This window comes from Sporosarcina sp. ANT_H38 (genome assembly GCF_008369195.1).
Lineage (GTDB): Bacteria > Bacillota > Bacilli > Bacillales_A > Planococcaceae > Sporosarcina.
On the sequence record NZ_VOBC01000004.1, the window covers coordinates 1 to 17,892 of the forward strand.

Annotated in this window: 15 protein-coding genes; 5 read left to right on the forward strand and 10 right to left on the reverse strand. The window is 40.7% G+C overall.

The window, feature by feature from the left end:
* Positions 1–500: 500 nt before the first annotated feature.
* Entirely contained in the window at positions 501–1,403 is a 903-nt protein-coding gene (locus tag FQ087_RS17920; RefSeq protein WP_149581978.1) for a DMT family transporter, read from the reverse strand.
* A gap of 139 nt (positions 1,404–1,542) precedes the next feature.
* Here FQ087_RS17920 and FQ087_RS17925 point away from each other — a divergent pair, with 139 nt between their 5' ends.
* Positions 1,543–2,241, forward strand: coding sequence for an MgtC/SapB family protein (locus FQ087_RS17925; protein WP_188006831.1), 699 nt, complete (start codon positions 1,543–1,545; stop codon positions 2,239–2,241).
* Positions 2,242–2,253: 12 nt separating this feature from the next.
* The gene (locus FQ087_RS17930) at positions 2,254–3,264 is read left to right on the forward strand and encodes a cation diffusion facilitator family transporter (protein ID WP_149581980.1); all 1,011 of its coding nucleotides are present in this window, start codon (positions 2,254–2,256) and stop codon (positions 3,262–3,264) included.
* A 48-nt stretch (positions 3,265–3,312) separates the two neighbouring features.
* Here the strand turns inward: FQ087_RS17930 and FQ087_RS17935 are convergent, their stop codons facing one another.
* On the reverse strand, positions 3,313–4,476 hold the full coding sequence (locus FQ087_RS17935; RefSeq protein WP_149581981.1) for an iron-containing alcohol dehydrogenase: 1,164 nt from the start codon (positions 4,474–4,476) through the stop codon (positions 3,313–3,315).
* 119 nt (positions 4,477–4,595) lie between these two features.
* On the opposite strand from FQ087_RS17935, the gene FQ087_RS17940 reads away from it, so the two are divergent.
* Positions 4,596–4,832, forward strand: coding sequence for a DUF378 domain-containing protein (locus FQ087_RS17940; protein WP_149581982.1), 237 nt, complete (start codon positions 4,596–4,598; stop codon positions 4,830–4,832).
* A 197-nt stretch (positions 4,833–5,029) separates the two neighbouring features.
* Here FQ087_RS17940 and FQ087_RS17945 read toward each other — a convergent pair whose 3' ends face one another.
* From FQ087_RS17945 to pruA, 3 genes are all read right to left on the reverse strand, one after another.
* Entirely contained in the window at positions 5,030–6,274 is a 1,245-nt protein-coding gene (locus FQ087_RS17945) for a Glu/Leu/Phe/Val family dehydrogenase (protein WP_149581983.1), read from the reverse strand.
* A gap of 79 nt (positions 6,275–6,353) precedes the next feature.
* On the reverse strand, positions 6,354–7,547 hold the full coding sequence (locus tag FQ087_RS17950; protein ID WP_149581984.1) for an ornithine--oxo-acid transaminase: 1,194 nt from the start codon (positions 7,545–7,547) through the stop codon (positions 6,354–6,356).
* A gap of 199 nt (positions 7,548–7,746) precedes the next feature.
* The gene (gene pruA / locus FQ087_RS17955) at positions 7,747–9,291 is read right to left on the reverse strand and encodes an L-glutamate gamma-semialdehyde dehydrogenase (RefSeq protein ID WP_149581985.1); all 1,545 of its coding nucleotides are present in this window, start codon (positions 9,289–9,291) and stop codon (positions 7,747–7,749) included.
* Positions 9,292–9,424: 133 nt separating this feature from the next.
* Here pruA and FQ087_RS17960 point away from each other — a divergent pair, with 133 nt between their 5' ends.
* Positions 9,425–10,741, forward strand: a complete 1,317-nt coding sequence (locus FQ087_RS17960; protein ID WP_370456087.1) for an AAA-type ATPase lid domain-containing protein — start codon at positions 9,425–9,427, stop codon at positions 10,739–10,741.
* 33 nt (positions 10,742–10,774) lie between these two features.
* Here the strand turns inward: FQ087_RS17960 and yugI are convergent, their stop codons facing one another.
* The 4 genes from yugI to FQ087_RS17980 all read right to left on the reverse strand — a co-directional run bounded on the left by yugI (position 10,775) and on the right by FQ087_RS17980 (position 16,273).
* Positions 10,775–11,149 carry a S1 domain-containing post-transcriptional regulator GSP13 gene (gene yugI, locus FQ087_RS17965; protein WP_149581987.1) on the reverse strand — a complete coding sequence of 125 codons (375 nt, stop codon included), beginning with the start codon at positions 11,147–11,149 and terminating at the stop codon, positions 10,775–10,777.
* 113 nt (positions 11,150–11,262) lie between these two features.
* Entirely contained in the window at positions 11,263–13,425 is a 2,163-nt protein-coding gene (locus tag FQ087_RS17970; protein WP_149581988.1) for an RNA polymerase sigma factor, read from the reverse strand.
* Between the two features lie 129 nt (positions 13,426–13,554).
* Positions 13,555–15,729, reverse strand: coding sequence for a hypothetical protein (locus tag FQ087_RS17975; protein ID WP_149581989.1), 2,175 nt, complete (start codon positions 15,727–15,729; stop codon positions 13,555–13,557).
* Positions 15,719–16,273 (reverse strand): RNA polymerase sigma factor, encoded by a 555-nt coding sequence (locus FQ087_RS17980; RefSeq protein ID WP_149581990.1) that lies wholly within the window; start codon positions 16,271–16,273, stop codon positions 15,719–15,721. The genes FQ087_RS17975 and FQ087_RS17980 overlap by 11 nt, the downstream gene beginning before the upstream one ends.
* A 129-nt stretch (positions 16,274–16,402) precedes the next feature.
* Here FQ087_RS17980 and FQ087_RS17985 point away from each other — a divergent pair, with 129 nt between their 5' ends.
* A complete protein-coding gene (locus tag FQ087_RS17985; protein ID WP_149581991.1) occupies positions 16,403–17,725 on the forward strand; it encodes a sodium-dependent transporter in 1,323 nt (440 codons plus the stop codon).
* Here the strand turns inward: FQ087_RS17985 and FQ087_RS22545 are convergent.
* Positions 17,720–17,857 (reverse strand): hypothetical protein, encoded by a 138-nt coding sequence (locus FQ087_RS22545; RefSeq protein ID WP_188006805.1) that lies wholly within the window; start codon positions 17,855–17,857, stop codon positions 17,720–17,722. The genes FQ087_RS17985 and FQ087_RS22545 overlap by 6 nt on opposite strands.
* Between the last annotated feature and the right edge of the window lie 35 nt (positions 17,858–17,892).

Here is a 17,892-nt window from a genome sequence, read left to right on the forward strand (position 1 = left end):
TTAGGCATGCCGCCAGCGTTCGTCCTGAGCCAGGATCAAACTCTCCATAATAGAAGAAAATGAATAGCTCATTTCTTGCTGACTAAGGAGGAATCAAATTCCTCCCCCGAATCCGAAGATTCTAGTGTGTGTTTTTTTCGTCCGACCGAAGCCGACTTACTAGAAACGTTTTGCTCAAGTGCGTTAGCGCTCTCGCTGTATTTCATTGATGTTTTGCTGTTCAGTTTTCAAGGTTCATGTAGGAAGAATCAACTTGTATTCTTCGTTTTTAGTAGTTGTCGTTTTTTCAGTGACAACTTTTATATCATAACATTTCGTTTACCTCGTGTCAACAACTAATTTCAATTTCTTTTTTGTTGTTTTCACAAAAGCTGTAACGCAACGTCTTTTAATATAACATCTCTTCCGGAACGAGTCAACATTTATTTCAACTTCTTATTCATTGTTGTTTCTCGCTCCCTGAGGACATGTATTAATATACTACAGTACAATATGAAAAATCAAGCCTTTTTCGAAAATAATTTATTCCGTAGCTTTTCTCCATCAATTACGAAGAGTACTATCCCCGCGATTACAATCATTCCACCCGCTATTTGAGACATTGATAAGGTTTCATCGAAGACATAGAAAGCCAGGATTGCTGCTCCAACAGGCTCGAACAGTATGCCGATCGATATGACGTTAGTGCTTACCCACTTAATGGCCCAGTTAAAGAGTGTATGCCCTAACAGATTCGGAATGAGTGCGAGCATTATAAACCAAAACCAATCAGATCCTGGATAAGGGCCAAATGACTCTCCTTTGATAAGAACATAAAAGAACAATGTGATTGTGCTTATCGAATAAACAACAAACGTGTATGTAATTAGTGAAAGACGTTTACGAACATCTTGCCCAAATAGAAGATACGTCGTTATAAGTGCACAAGCGATCAACGCAAGCATATCTCCGTAAAAAGCAGTGCCACTTAGTTTGAAGTCTCCCCAACTGATAATTACACTTCCTATTACAGCAATAAGAGCTGATAAGATTGTTTTGAACGACAACTTCTCTTTAAAGAAGAAGTACGTTCCTACAAAAGCGAATATCGGCTGTAAGGTAACAAGTACCGTTGAGCTGGCAACCGAGGTGTAATTTAAAGATTCAAACCATAGAATGAAGTGAAAGGCTAAAAACACTCCTGCAATCGCTGAAAATATCCAATCTTTTTTACTGAGAGTCAATATTTCCTTTCTGTATTTCATAAGGAAGAGAGGCAACATAATCAGAACAGAGAAGAACATTCTATAAAACGCAATTACTCCAGCGTCTGCTGTGGCGAGTTTCACAAAAATCGCTGAAAGTGCAACAGATATTACTCCTATGATAATTGGTATGTACGGGTGAATACGTGGCTTTTCCATTACTAACACATCACTTTCAAAAAGAATCAGGTTACATTTTTATTCATTAGGGTAATAGACAGTTGTAAGTATAACATGGTTTTAGAGAGAGGTCATTACGAGGGGGAAAGCCATTTTGACTTGGATTGCAAATGAAGCAATGTATCCAGAAGTATTAATTAAAATTGCGCTTGCTTTAGTTTTAAGTTTAGTTATTGGTGTAGAGAGGGAAATAAAGAAGAAACCGATTGGATTGAAAACGAGTGCTGTTATTGCCACTTTTAGCTGCCTTCTAACTGTTGTCTCTATAGAAGCAGCGTATCTCGTTCCAGCACGTGATGATATTAACGTTACTATGGATCCACTTCGCCTAGCAGCTCAAATTGTCAGTGGCATCGGTTTCCTCGGAGCAGGGGCTATTCTGCGGAGGGGTAATGATAGTATTACCGGGTTAACGACAGCGGCTATGATTTGGGGAGCGGCGAGTATCGGAATTGCTGTTGGGGCCGGTTTTTATATTGAAGCCGCGTTTGCTGTACTGGCCGTAATGTTTGTCATCGAAGTCCTTGCACCCGCGCTTGACAAATTAGGTCCAAAAAGACTGCGTACAAAAGAAGCTTCTTTCATTGTAGTGCTATCGGATAAATCAAAGATTGAAGATCTCATTGTTTACCTAAAGAAAGAGAGCATGACAATCAAGAATTTGCGGATTCGGCAAATTCTATCAAGGGATCTTCAAGTGCAACACGAACTTAATTTTCGACTCTTGGCACTTCCTGAGAGACATACGTCTAATTTGTATATTGAATTGTCGACACTACCTTATATCGAATCAGTTGAAATCGAAATATTTCCATAATGGAGGAAAATCATGAGAGACATACTAAAACTTCTAAAGGAAGGCAACAAGCCTTCACTACTCGCATCAATCGTTAACACATTCATCGCTTGCCTAAAAGCCGTAGCATTCGTCCTCACAGGAAATGTTGCCCTGTTTGCGGAAATGATGCACTCATTCGGTGATGCAGCGAACCAGTTTTTTGTTTTCATTGGTTCTGCTCTTTCGAAAAAAGCACCTACCCCAAAATACCCTAACGGATTCGGCCGTGTCGTTAACTTAGTTTGTCTAGGCGCCGTCATTATTGTTGGGATCATGTCTTATGAGGCCATTATAGGCGGGTGGCATCATATCCTGAATCCATCTGAGTCAAGCGGAACGAGAAATTTAATAATAAACCTCTCTGTTCTCGGCATTGGTATCATTCTTGAATGCATTGTACTTTATAAGGCGGGTAAAGAAATTCTTCATGAAACAGGGGTTGATAAAGGCGGGCTCGCACCCATTACGTTGGGTTTCAAAAATCTTAACCGTGCTAAACCTGCGACAAAACTTGTGTTCATGGAGGATTTTGTCGCAACATTAGGCGGTCTCCTCGCATTTGCAGCCGTCCTGTTGGCTCACTTCCTAGGACTTCTTGTTGCAGAAGGCATTGCATCTATTATGATTGGGATGATGATGTTCTATGTAGTCGGTAAAGTGTTTCTCGAAAATGCACGTGGTGCTATCGGCGAAACGGATGAGGAGATGCTCAATCATATTTCCCTTCTCGTCGCTGAAGATCCCGATGTAAAAGATATTCAACGTATCGAAGTTATCAAAGAAGGCGAATTCCTTCATGTTGAAATCGTCGCAGAAGTTGATCCAACTCAGACAGTCGCCTATGTCGACGATGTACGGGACCGACTTATGGTTACTATCCTCAACCAAAAAGGCGTACGGGACGTTTTAATTTCTTTTGATGAAGATGATGGTGTGTCGACATGGAAAATGTCCAATTCTACTGATGCAATTAAGCAAGTCAGCTCAAAATTCCCGGAATAACAAAAACGTCACACTGGAGATAACTCCGGTGTGACGTTTTTCATTTTCTTATAATGAAGCTTTTAAAATCGACAGAACATCGTTTTTATCAAGATTACTGAAATTCCCGATCGATCCGTTAACAGTTGCTTTTTCTGCCATCAATTCAAGTTGCGAATCATCGATGTTATAGTCAGCAAGTGTTTCTGGAGCTCCAATGGACGTCCAGAATGCTCTTAGACGCGCGATTCCTTCAAACGCAACTTCATCTTGCGTCTTACCTTCCGGCGCAACACCGAATACGTTCACAGCGAGCTTGGCAAACCTTGCAGGATCCACTTTAACGTTGTAAGTCATCCAGTGCGGGAAAAGAATCGCAAGTCCGCCAGCATGTGGAATATCATACACTGCAGAAACTGCATGTTCGATACCATGTGACGCCCAGTCTCCTTGATAACCCATTTGAAGGAAGCCGTTCAAACCCATTGTACCCGCGAATAAAATCGTCTCACGTAAATCATAACTCTCCAAGTCTTCGACGAGTTTCGGGGCATTGTCCATTATTGCACGTAGCACACCTTCACACATTTCATCTTGTACCGGGGTATTCTTTGCATTATTAAAATACTGTTCAAAGATATGGGACATCATATCGACAATACCATATATTGTTTGATCTTTAGGTACTGATATCGTATAAGTTGGATCTAGAATCGAGAATTTTGGGAAACTAGCTAAACTGCCCCACCCGAACTTCTCTTGCGTCTCTTCATTAGTAATAACAGATCCTGCATTCATTTCTGAGCCTGTTGCCGCAATTGTTAAAACCGTACCAAATGGGACTGCCTCTTTCACGAATGCTTTTTTCGTTACAATATCCCATGCATCTCCATCATATTTTGCAGCTGATGCAATAAGTTTCACACAGTCGATGACTGATCCGCCGCCAACTGCTAAAATAATGTCGATGCCCTTTTCTTTACAAATTTCAGCACCTTTTCTCGCAGTTGATACACGAGGATTCGGCTCAACACCTGAAAGCTCATGAACTTCCATATTATTTTCTTTTAAAATCATCATTACTTCATCGTACAGGCCATTCCTCTTGATACTGCCGCCTCCATAAACGACAAGCACCTTTTTACCGTAATTTGCTAGTTCTTGTGATAGTTTCTGAAGTTGACCTTTACCAAAAATAAGCTTTACTGGATTATGAAATACAAATTCATTCATTATTTATTACCTCCTTCTATCCCTTCCATTATCCGAAACAATAATATGTTTTGCAACGTTAAGAGCCCGCGTTTGAAAAAATGGGACCTGGGCATAATAAAATGAGGAGGTGTTACTAAATGGGAAAAGTACATAAACTAGCCCTAGCAATCACAATTATCGGTGCTCTCAATTGGGGAGTGGCAGGAATATTCCGTTTCGATGTAGTGGCACAATTCGCAGGTGGCTTCGCAGAACCGCTCGCACGATTTATCTATATCATCATAGGGATTTCTGGTTTATTAAACCTAGGATTGTTATTCGACCAATCGCGAAATCGGCACGAGGAAATTGTACCGGTTCCTGAGAAAGCATAAAAGGCATCTCCCGTTATACCCGGGAGATGCCTTTAAGTTTTCTATTGTAATAGTATCTTGGCTTCAGGTGCCAAACGCGCGGGTGATAAGTCAGCTGGGAGGAATTGAACTATATCCCTCCAGTGCGTGGTAAGAATATCACTTCACTGGACCGTCTTATACCTGTAGCATCTTTACGTCACCTTACCTTTTTCTTGTTATGCCCAACCACGGAAACGTGAAGCTTCCGCAGTTTTACGAACACCAATCATATAGGCTGCTAGACGCATATCGATATTACGAGTTTCCGCAGTTGTATATACGTTCTCAAATGCTTCAACCATTTTTTTCGTCATTTTTTCGCGTACTTCTTCTTCAGTCCAGTAGTAGCCCATATTATTTTGGACCCACTCAAAGTAGGAGACTGTTACGCCGCCCGCACTTGCAAGAACATCAGGTACAAGAAGAATTCCACGATCTTTAAGAATTTTAGTTCCTTCAGCTGTTGTAGGTCCGTTTGCTGCTTCTACAACAATTGCCGCTTTGATATTATGTGCATTTTTTTCAGTAATCTGATTAGAGATTGCTGCAGGCACAAGAATATCGCAATCAAGTTCAAGTAATTCTTCGTTCGAGATCGTGTTATCGAAAAGTGTAGTTACCGTTCCGAAGCTATCACGACGGTCTAGTAAGTAATCGATATCAAGACCTTCAGGATCATGAAGCGCACCATAAGCGTCGGAAATTCCGATTACTTTCGCTCCTGCATCATGAAGGAATTTAGATAAGAAGCTACCCGCATTACCGAATCCTTGGATTACGATGCGTGCACCTTTCATATCAATTCCACGGCGTTTCGCTGCTTCTTCGATGATGATTGTTACACCTTCTGCAGTCGCACGGTCACGTCCTTGTGATCCACCAAGAACAATTGGTTTACCTGTAATGAAACCAGGTGAGTTAAATTCATCAATTCGGCTGTACTCATCCATCATCCATGCCATGATTTGAGCATTTGTGAAGACGTCTGGAGCTGGAATGTCTTTGTTAGGTCCCATAACTTGACTTAAGGCACGAACATATCCGCGGCTTAAACGCTCAAGTTCGCCCATAGACATTTCACGTGGATCACAGACGATTGCCCCTTTACCTCCGCCATATGGAAGATCGACAATACCAGCTTTTAATGTCATCCACATAGATAGTGCTTTCACTTCTTCTATCGTCACTTCTGGGTGATAACGTACTCCACCTTTTGTCGGTCCAACAGCATCATTATGTTGTCCACGGTAACCCGTGAAAACTTTAACTTTTCCATCGTCCATTTTTATTGGAATACGGACTTCTACCATACGAAGTGGTTCTTTTAGAAGTTCGTACATTCCTTCATCGTAGCCTAGTTTATCAAGTGCATCTTTAAAAAGAGCTTGTGTAGACGTAAACAGATTCAGGTTTTCAGTCATTTTAATGGTTCGCCTCTTTGATTCATAATGGTTTTATGCATATATTGTAACATATCAAACACTTAGATTGTTAAAAAATTTAATTTGCGAAAACTTTTTTGATATTTCCGATTGCCCAGTCCAACTCGTCTTTTGTAATAATAAGTGGTGGAGCAAAGCGAATCACTGTATCATGTGTTTCTTTACATAGCAATCCGAGCTCTTTCAACTCTTCACAATATGGACGAGCAGCTTCATTCAATTCAACACCAATGAACAATCCACGTCCACGTACTTCTTTAATCGACGGATGTTCAATTTTCTTTAACTCTTCCATAAAATAATTTCCGAGTTCAAGAGATTTTTTCGCCAATTCTTCTTCTTGCAGCACTTCTAAAGACGCGATTGATACTGCACACGCCATAGGATTTCCACCAAAAGTTGAACCGTGCGATCCAGGATTGAATACACCAAGAACGGATTTGTCAGCAAGCACACAAGATATTGGGAATACGCCGCCACCTAGTGCTTTACCTAGGATATACATGTCTGGATCAATGTCTTCCCATTCACATGCAAACATTTTCCCAGTACGACAAAGGCCTGCTTGAATTTCATCTGCAATAAATAGAACATTGTTCTTTTTACAAAGTTCACGTGCGGCTTTCATATAACCAGCTGGCGGAATAACAATACCTGCTTCGCCTTGAATCGGTTCGATAATGAATGCAGCAGTATTCGGTGTAATTACAGCTTCAAGCGCTTTAATATCACCGTATGGAATAAGATTGATGCCTGGAAGCATTGGCCCAAATCCACGTTTATATTCAGCATCCGAGGATAAAGAAACAGCTGTCATTGTACGACCATGGAAGTTTCCTTCACACCCAATGATTTCTGCTTGGTCTTCTGCAACCCCTTTAACATCATAAGCCCAGCGACGCGCTGCTTTAATAGCTGTTTCGACAGCTTCAGCTCCTGTGTTCATAGGAAGTGCCATTTCTTTGCCAGACAGTTCACAAATCATTTCATACCATGGACCAAGTTGGTCGTTATGGAAAGCACGAGAAGTAAGCGTTACTTTATCTGCTTGGTCTTTCAACGCCTGAATAATTTTCGGATGACGATGCCCCTGATTTACTGCTGAATATGCAGAAAGCATATCCATGAATTTATTACCTTCTGGATCTTTTACCCAAACTCCTTGTGCCTCAGAAATAACAATTGGCAGTGGATGATAGTTATTTGCCCCAAATTTCTCTGTTTGTACAATTACTTTTTCTGATACCGTCATACATTTCCCTCCCCATTTATATGTAGAGACAGACCCACCCTATAGATGGGTCTGTTAATCAGTGTCTAGACTACAGCGCTTTTCTTTGTGTCCAGACTACGGGCGCCAGACGCTCGGGTCATAATTCAAACCAGCTGTCGCCACAAGAAGTGGCGCATCTAGGCTGCATTCATTTTTGAGCAGGCGCCCTCTGATTTCCTTAAAATGTTTCTGATGTTGTTTTACCTTGCATATGAAGTTGTAGGTAATCCGGTCCGCCAGCTTTTGAATCTGTACCTGACATGTTGAATCCACCAAATGGTTGGTAACCAACGATTGCACCTGTGCAATTACGGTTAAAGTACAAGTTACCAACATGGAAATCTTCACGAGCTTGTTCGATGTGGTGACGGTTATTTGTAATTACCGCGCCTGTAAGACCGTAGTCCGTGTTATTTGCAAATTCGATAGCTTCAGTGAAGCTCTTCGCTTTCGACAAACCAACAACTGGGCCAAAGATTTCTTCTTGCATAACACGTGCTTTTGGATCAAGATCCGCAATAACTGTTGGTGCAACGAAGAATCCTTTCGAACTGTCGCCTGTTCCTCCTGCGATTAAACGACCTTCTGTTTTACCGATTTCGATGTAGCTCATAATTTTGTCGAATGACGCCTGATCGATTACTGGTCCAGTGAAGTTAGATAGTTCAGCCGGATCGCCGTATGTCAATTCTTTCGTCAATACGCCAACACGTTCTACAACTTCGTCATAAACGTCTTCGTGGATAATAGCACGTGAACAAGCTGAACATTTCTGTCCGCTGAATCCGAATGCAGATTTAACGATTGATTGTGCAGCAAGCTCTAGATCTGCTTCGTTATCAACAACAATCGTATCTTTACCACCCATTTCAGCGATAACGCGTTTCAACCAGATTTGGCCTTCGTTCACTTTAGCAGCACGTTCGAAGATGCGTGTTCCGATTTCGCGTGAACCAGTGAATGATACAAAACGTGTTCTTGGGTGATCAACTAGATAGTCGCCCACTTCAGCTCCAGATCCTGGGATGTAGTTAACAACGCCTGCTGGCATTCCAGCTTCTTCAAGAACTTCGATGAATTTGTATGCAACAACTGGTGTTGTCGATGCCGGTTTAAGAAGTACTGTATTACCTGTTACAAGAGCAGCAACTGTCGTTCCCGCCATGATTGCGAATGCAAAGTTCCAAGGTGAGATGATAACGCCAACTCCAAGCGGAATGTAGTCAAAGCGGTTGAATTCGCCTGGACGGCTTTCAACAGGAATACCATTCTTCAGTTCAAGCATTTTGCGTGCATAGAATTCTAGGAAATCGATTGCTTCAGCAGTATCTGCATCCGCTTCATTCCAAGGCTTCCCTGCTTCTTTTGTTAAAAGTGCAGAGAATTCGTGTTTGCGACGACGAATAATTGCAGCAGCTTTGAATAGTACATCGGCACGGAATTCAGGCTTCACTTTTTTCCATGTGTTGAATGTTTCGTCTGCAATTGTCATTGCTTTTTCAGCAAGATCTTTGCTAGCTTTAGAAACGCTACCGATTACTTCTTCTTTATTTGCAGGGTTTGTAGAAACCAATTTTTCTTCAGTCATAATACGTTCTCCACCGATGATAAGTGGATAATCTTTACCAAGATAACCTTCGACTGTTTTCATAGCCTCAAGGAAAGCTTGTTTATTTTCTTCTAAAGTAAAATCTGTGAATGGTTCGTGTTTATATGGAATCATATTATTCCTCCTCTTTAATCGTAAAACGCAAATATAATTTGCACTTAGTAATTGATTACATATATAATAATGCAAAAGATTGTTGCAGATATCAAGCATTATTCATTAGTTTTCCAAAAAAAATATTTGGAAGGTGATTATTTTGAAGAATATAGACGATTCACTCTTCCCTTTTTATGAGTTTGCAGTGCGTCGTGCCGCGGTTGGCATACATGCCATTGAGAAAAATGGCCGAACTGTCATCTATAATGAAAAGATGAAAGAAATTGAAGGACTTGCTCTTGAAGACGTCGGTGACCGTTCAATATTGGAACTGTTTAATTTTGAGCAAGAAGAAAGTACACTGTTAAAAGTTTTGCAAAGCGGTAAGGAACAACTAAATGTAAAACAGACATACTGGAACAGGAACGGTTCGGAAATCACTTCCATCAATGACACATACCCAATCTTTAATAATGAAGTGCTCATCGGAGCTGTTGAATTAGCCCGAGATGTAACAGCTCTTGAGAAATTCGTTCTTCAGCCCTTTCGGAAAAATAGTGATCCCGTTACATTCAATCAAATAATTGCATCCTCCCCGCCTATGAAAGTGGTTATTGCGACTGCAAAAAAAGCGGTGAAAGCAAAATTACCCGTATTACTAATTGGAGAAACAGGCACAGGTAAAGATCTTATCGCTGAAAGCATACATAATGAATCATCACCTTCCAGCACCTTATTCTATACCCTGTTCTGTCATAGTTCAGACCCAGTACTTATAGGTAGATTAGGTAAAGATTTGAATGTACCAGAGCCACTTACTTTATTTTGCGAAAGAATCGATTTACTATCCATTCCTTTACAACAAAAACTGCTATCTATACTTTTAAAAACACCTCACAGCAGGAAGCAATTCATCGCAAGCATCGGGGATGACCCTGTGGAATTGATCGCATCGGGGACGTTATTGAAAGATTTATATTATTTCTTTGCATCATTTACAATCCGAATTCCACCTCTGCGAAAACGGAAAGAAGATATATTGCCGTTCATTTCCGCTTATTTGGAACGACGGGGTGAACGTTACGGTTCACTTCTTAAAGGTATTACACCCGAAGTGGAGCATCTTTTCCTCGGTTATGAATGGCCAGGTAATACGCGCGAGCTCGAATTTCTTCTCGATGAAATCTCTTCTCTGGCGATGACTGAAACTACCATAACGTATGATCTGCTCCCTCTCCATTTTCGAATGAAAAGCGCAGATATCACCGATGAACCGACCCAGGCTGCAGATTTTATAGTCCAGCCCGGTAAAGAACTGTTGCCGCTTGACCAGTTTTTACATGAGGCAGAAGTGTATTATTTACAAAAAGCGATGAAACTCAATGATAAGAACGTCACGAAAACTGCGAATGCACTAGGTATGAGCAGGCAGAATTTGCAATACCGGTTGCGGAAATTAAAAAAATGAGGAAAAAGGCATAATTGCCTTTTTCCTCATTTTTTATTGGCCTGATTTCTCGATCCAGTCTTGCAGTTTGTCTTTCAATGAGTTAAATCCTTCTGCATCGCTTTCGTCAACACGTGCTTGTAATGACTTGCGTGGACGGTCGTCTTTTCGTGTTGCAGTAGGCGCTTCCTGAAGTGCACGGATTGATAGACTAATCTTGCCTGCCGCTTCATCTACTTCCAACACTTTTACTTGCACTTCTTGCCCCACAGTAAGATATTCATTAATGTCTTTCACGAATCCGTACGTTATTTCAGAAATATGGACAAGTCCTTGTGTTTCACCATCGAGCGCAACAAATGCACCATATGGCTGGATACCTGTCACTTTGCCGGAAAACTCTTCTCCCGTTTCATATTTTCGCGCCATTTAAAACAGCTCCCAATCTATTTTGGTATCGATTCTGCCCTTAAGGCCACTTAAAATTATACCATGTTTGCAGAGGGCAAGCAAAAATTCGGCAGTCTGATAGTCATACACATTCACTGCTCTACAATGGCTTTCGGAGCTGTTTCAATCAACCATATCTCAACTCCTTCATCCCAGATTAACCAACCGTCATAGATAGGGTCTCCTCCCTTTGTATAACTAATCGGAACAATAGGAACATCATTCAATGTATTGGTCCCCATCTCGTATAAAGTATCCGCCTGTCCAATGTCGTACTTCTGTTTCTTCCAATTAGTAATGAATTCTTCCTCCGTAAGCGAAATAGATTCATAATTAGTCAGATGCCACATCGTCTTTGGATCCTCTTGTTCATTGGCATACAGATAGACGCCGAACACGACTAACGGTTCAACGCCTGCCAAAGTACTAAGCTGATGTCCGCTAGAGAATTTCAAATATGTCGTTTCAACTTCTTGAATGTACTCAGGATCATTGATGGCCACTTCGCTCCCGCTTTCTGGTATTACACTTTCAAAAGTGAATAAATGGAGATCCCCCCTTTTGGCAAGACCCACAGCTTCATAGAGATGATGGTACTCGAGTCGTTCTAAACTGTCTGACTTCTCCCAGTCACTCTCTTCCATTTCTTTTACGATTTGTTGCATAATGTGCGCCGATGGAGAGTTTACTCCTATGTTAGCAAGTTTTTCCCAAGCTGAACGGTACTCTTTTCTCAATTTCCCATCACTCCCCGTTAAACGACCATCTTCATTTCGAATAAATCCTTCATAAAATAGGTTGTTATAAAAACCGAGTACGTTTTGGTAAGAAATATCCTCTTGTTGATCAACAAGCAACGTATTTTCCAGCTCAATAATATAATTTAGCGTTTCTTCTAGAGAGAATTCTGACCCATCTACCCAGTAGTTCATTGAATTCGATTCCAAAAACGTCATATACCCTCTAAAGTCTTCATGAATTGAATCTCGTATTGCCAAACTGACTTCATTATTAACATATATCGGAAAGAATTTATTCCCGGAGTCATTGAAAAGCCCAATGTTTTGGTCTCCTATTGCTTCCAAAATTTCTCTAACTTCTTCTGGGTATGTATTTTTCTCCAGAAGAAGTTTTTCAATATCTATCGTTCCATATTCAAGTTTTTCAGTAATTACCTCTCTATGTTCGAATAATGCAAACCTATATAAGTCACTAACCCAATTGACTTTATTTATATATGCTTTTATAAACGCCTCGCTAGCAGCCCTGTCATCCGTTAGTGGATTTTTCAGCAGCTTAGCAATCATTTCTGAAGGGTATTCCAAATTCCCCATAATTTCTTCGTATTGTTCCTGCACATTTTCTCTGTTTATTTTTTCATTGTTAGTTAGTTGCTTTTGAAGTTTCTTCGTTAACTGCTCAAACTGTTGACGTTCATCCTGTCCGTACGTATCTCCGTAGGATACTTCCATTTCCCCCTTAGGTTCAACGAGCCCTAGTTCCATGTACTTTGTTGCCATCTCATTTTCAAAAGAAGTGTTCAAGTGTGCTAGGTACTTTTCATCGGAAGACTTCTTGTATTCTTCGCTTGTCACGACTGAAATAGTAAACAGGATTACCAGTAGAAGAACACCACCTATCCATAAAAAAAGAGCTTTCTTTGTTATTGATTTCTTGTCAGATCGAACTTCTGTTGAACTTTTAACAAGGTCCTGAAAAACCATCTCTTTTCTGAATGAAGTCCTCATTCGCAAATATGATTTATCGAGAAATTCTAGCCTCTTTTCTAGTTGTGCATCTTCCAATTGATTGTGCGCCGCTGTAATAGCCTGTTGAACTCCCTCTGGAGACGTATCCATAATCGCGGCAATCTCCAATTCATCCAGCTTATGAAATTCCGATAGAATGAATGGCACTTTTATTCTCATTTCTAGTTTCACAATCTGGTCATGCAATTCTTGATCCTCTTTAAATGCTAAAATAGATTCATTTTCCTGAATCTCTCGTTGAGCAAACGCAAGACTATTTAATACATTTTTATATAACGCGCAAACGAGTGACGCTTCATTGTCAAAGGATTCAAGCTGAATATGTAACTTTCTAAACGTTTTCTCTGCCACTTCGCCCGCCTGTTTTAACGAACAGCCAAATTGCACGGCAAAACGCTCAATGTCACCCGAATAGATGTCCATCCATTTTTCAAAAGCTTCTCTCTCTCCGGCTCTCACCTTTTGCATCAATTCAAATTCTTTCATAGGCAATCCTCTCTTTCAATACAGCACACTAATTACTACAACTATACCAAAGATTACGCAGATTTCAGACTTTTCCTTGCAATTAAATAGACTGCCACAATGAAACATGACAGCCTTAGTTATTTTAATTTACTGCATCGGCATGAATAACACGCGCCAACCCTTTTCCGTCCATACCAGATGAAAATCTTTCACAGGTTTTTCATCTGGAAACTTCTTCGTATCCACAGTCAGCTTCGCAATGCCACGCCAGTTCCCATTTTCATCTTGTTCTTGCCCTTTAAATGACATTTTTGTATACATCGCCTCAGAATACGATGGCGCTTCTTGTAAATACGTTTCCTTATCGACAATCGGATACCCTTCCCCTTGGAAAAACAGTGCATATTGCGTCTCGTAATCACCCAGTTCTCCAGCGTAGAAATAGAGGGCTGCAATGGTCAGTGCTTCTTGGCCAACTAAGTGTATCGGATCTTTTGTTTTTGAGAATGGCCTATAAATATAGCGCACATAATCCATTACCCCCTCGTCAATATCCATTTCAGGCTGTTCTTGATAGGAAGGAAGAGGTTCCATCCTAACATCCGACACTTCCCATCTTTCGTTTTCATCATAAATCACATTGACACTTCTACGTATCTCCCCATCGACTACAATTCCAACTGAACCCGTAAATGTTTGTTCAAAACGCTGAATGTATTCTGTGTTAAATTCAATCTGCGTCGCATCTCTGAATAAAGACAATCCTTTACCCCAGTTGTCAACATATCTTTCAGGAGTCCATTCTATCCCACTTTCAGAGTATTGGTTATTGTTCTCATGGAATAGATGATACATCGTTTCTGGATCATGCATTTCATTCGCATAATCAAAGACGCCCACGACATAAATCGGTGATTTGCCTTTAAATATTGACTTGTCATACGACTTCTTGAATGCCTTGTATAGCATATGAATTTCATTTTCGAGCGTAGAGTTCGGCAAATACATTGTCTCATCTTGGAAATCCGGTCTCTTCCCATACATATAGAATTCCAATTGACCTTCTCGATAGAGAACCAATGCATCTTTTAATGCATCATAGGAAAGTTTTTCCCAATTAGCAGATTTCCTCCAACCCGTAGCCTCCATCTCCTCGACAATAGGCTTAACGACATAGGCTAGCGGGGTCGCATCACCGCTACTCGCAAAACTTTCCCATGCTTGTTGATAGTCGCTTTTTAAGACGCCTTTCTCATCGAAAATTTGTATATCTTTGGAGCCTTTCATTACTTCAGTGAAAATTGTGATGAAATACGATTCCAATACAGGATATAATGTCGAATCCCGTTCCACTTCCATTAACGTCTTTTCCATACTCTGCACCATCGACACAGTTCGATCCAATGGATATTGAAGAGTTGCACCATACATATACGGTTCTTCGACAAGCATATCAATATAGGCGAACATCATTGGGGCAAGGTTGGTTTTCAATTCTTGTTGGAGGGATACTTCATAATAACGAGCTCCGATTTCTCCTGAATTACTGTTCGTCTGCAAGCGTATGGACTGTTCCCTCATCGTGCTAATGATATTTTGAAGCTGTTCTGGAAATTTATTGCGGCTAACAAGCATCATGATCTCTGCCTTATCAACAGATGCATCCACATCATAAGCGTCCACTGCCTCGCGATTTTCTGCGAGGATTTCGTCGTAAACTGTAATAAGACTCAATACTTTAGAACGATATGAAGCGAGGAATACGATACTCTCCTGTTCATCTTCAACGAGTGGATTTTCTACAACTTCTTTTATCATTTCAGAAGGTAATTTCAGATATGCCAGGGCACGTTCGAAGTCTTTTTCTAGCACTTCTCGACTATTGTCGAACTTAGCGTAACGTTTACTGCTTGTAATCGACTTATCGGCATATGCGATAAACTCAAGTTTCGCAAACTTATCTTCTTCCAACTTTAAAGTTTCCCTACGTTTCTCACGTTCAACCCTATACTTTGCTTTCAATTCTTCTATATCCTCAACAGTAACTTCCTTTGATGTCATCTCTTCAGGGTTATTCTTTTGTTCGAACATTAAAGATGCCGTAATGAATCCGAACAGGAATACACTGGCGATACTGACTGCCCAAACGACCAAATTAGGCTTGAATCTATTTTTCACCCTGAAGGAAGTTTCATCAGTCCCTGGCTTGGCAGTATCCTCTTCAATTTTCTGGAGCACTTCCTCACTGTCGAATGTTGAAGGGATGCGCTCATACGACTTTTTGAGAAATTCCATTCGTTTTTCGAATTTATTATTTTCCATAACTCGCACCTCCATTCTTGTCGATTGCTTTTTTCAAGCCATCCTTAGCGCGATGTAATCGTGTTTTCACAGTGGATAGAGGGATATTTAGCACGTCGGCAATTTGTTGGTACGATAAGTCCTGAAAATAGAAAAGTATAAGTGGTATCCGGTATTTTTCATCAAGCTTCAAAATCGCATTATGCAGTTCGAGGTCTTCTTCGAATAGAAGTATCTGCGTTTCAGCTGAATTCTGAGCTGGATAGAGGTTAGTTCCGTTAGCCTTCGCTTTTTTTTCCCGTTCACGATGTTCTTTCCTGTAGTAATCACGGGCCGTATTTAACGTAACCTTATATAACCATGTCGTGAAACGGTCTTGTTTGAATTGATGCAGAAACCTGTAAAGCTTGATGAACACTTCTTGCGTAACATCCGGTATATCGTCAAGATGCACACCGCATTGGTAGGCAAATTTCTCTACCGTCCGATAACGTAAATTCATTAGTTCTCCATAGGCAACCTTATCCCCTTGTTGGGCTTTTATTATCAATTCCATTTCGTCCATGATTCCACCCCCCTCTTACTTCTATAGGTGATACGTTGCTTTGTTGGTAATTGTTTCAAAGTGCTTTAGCATTCATCTTAAATCATGTACAATAAGTAAGCCTTAACTATAGAAAAGAGTGATATCTTTATGAAGCAACGTGATCAATGGTCATCAAAAATCGGATTCGTTCTCGCAGCTGCCGGTAGTGCGATCGGACTCGGCGCAATATGGAAATTCCCATATATGGTAGGGATGAACGGCGGAAGTGTCTTCCTTCTACTGTTCATTATTTGTACAATTGCAATCGGACTTCCGATTTTGCTTGCAGAGTTCGTCATCGGTCGTATGGGACAGGCTGATGCAATTACATCACTAAAACGATTGGCGCCAGGTAAAAAGTGGCCTTTGATTGGCTGGATGGGACTTGCAGTTTCATTCATTCTCCTGTCATTTTACAGCGTGGTCGGCGGTTGGATTCTTTCCTACTTAACTCGAGCTATTTTCTTCAAACTCGATGCAACGAATCACGGAGATCTATTTAATACAATTATCGCCAATCCAGTAGAAGTTCTATTTGCCCAGGCGGTATTTATGGGGATGACAATTTGGATCGTCCAAAGTGGTATTAAAGGAGGTATCGAGCGGGCGAGCAGGTGGATGATGCCAATGCTGTTCATATTCTTCATTATTCTTGCAATCCGTTCATTAACATTGGATGGTGCAATGGAAGGTGTTCGATTCCTGTTTGTACCTGATTGGTCGCACTTGACAGGTTCGACATTTTTACTTGCACTTGGTCAAGCTTTCTTCTCACTGAGTGTTGGAGTAACGGCAATGATGACGTATGCTTCTTATTTACCGAAAGAAGAAAAATTAGGTCAATCAGCAATGAACGTTGCGCTTTTGAATATCACCATTTCAATTTTAGCGGGTCTTGTTATATTTCCTGCAGTGTTCGCACTCGGCCACTCACCTTCTGAAGGCCCTGGATTGATATTCGTCATTTTACCAGCAATTTTTAGCCAAATTCCGTTTGGTAATTTATTTATGATCTTATTCTTCATCTTGATGCTTTTCGCTACACTTACTTCTTCAATTGCAATGCTTGAAATTGTCGTATCAAGTGGTATCAGAGAGAGAATCGAACGTAGAAAACGTGCTTCAATTGTATTTGGAATTCTCATCTTTGTCGTTGGTATTCCAAGTGCACTGTCATTCGGAGTCTTGTCTGATGTGAAAATATTCGGCAGTTCTATCTTTGATTTTGCTGACACATTAACGAGCAAAATCGGTATGCCACTCGGTGCATTACTCGTTTCGATCTTTGCAGGCTATGTATTGACGAAGTCTCAAACTGACGACGAACTTCGCATGCATCCAGTGATGAATAGCCTTTGGAAATTTCTCGTCAGGTATGCAGCTCCTACTGCTATCGTCATCATTTTCATCGTATGGATTATCGAACTATAAAATGTCGCTTTTGTTGTGAGCATCTACTGGCTCTGCTTGTATAGTTGCCTTTGGATCGACTTTGGATTGAATGACTTCTATACGATTACCGAGATATCTGGATATGTAGGTAATCGTATTGTGATTCTTCATCCGTCGCGCTCCAAATGCATACGTATACGAAGTGC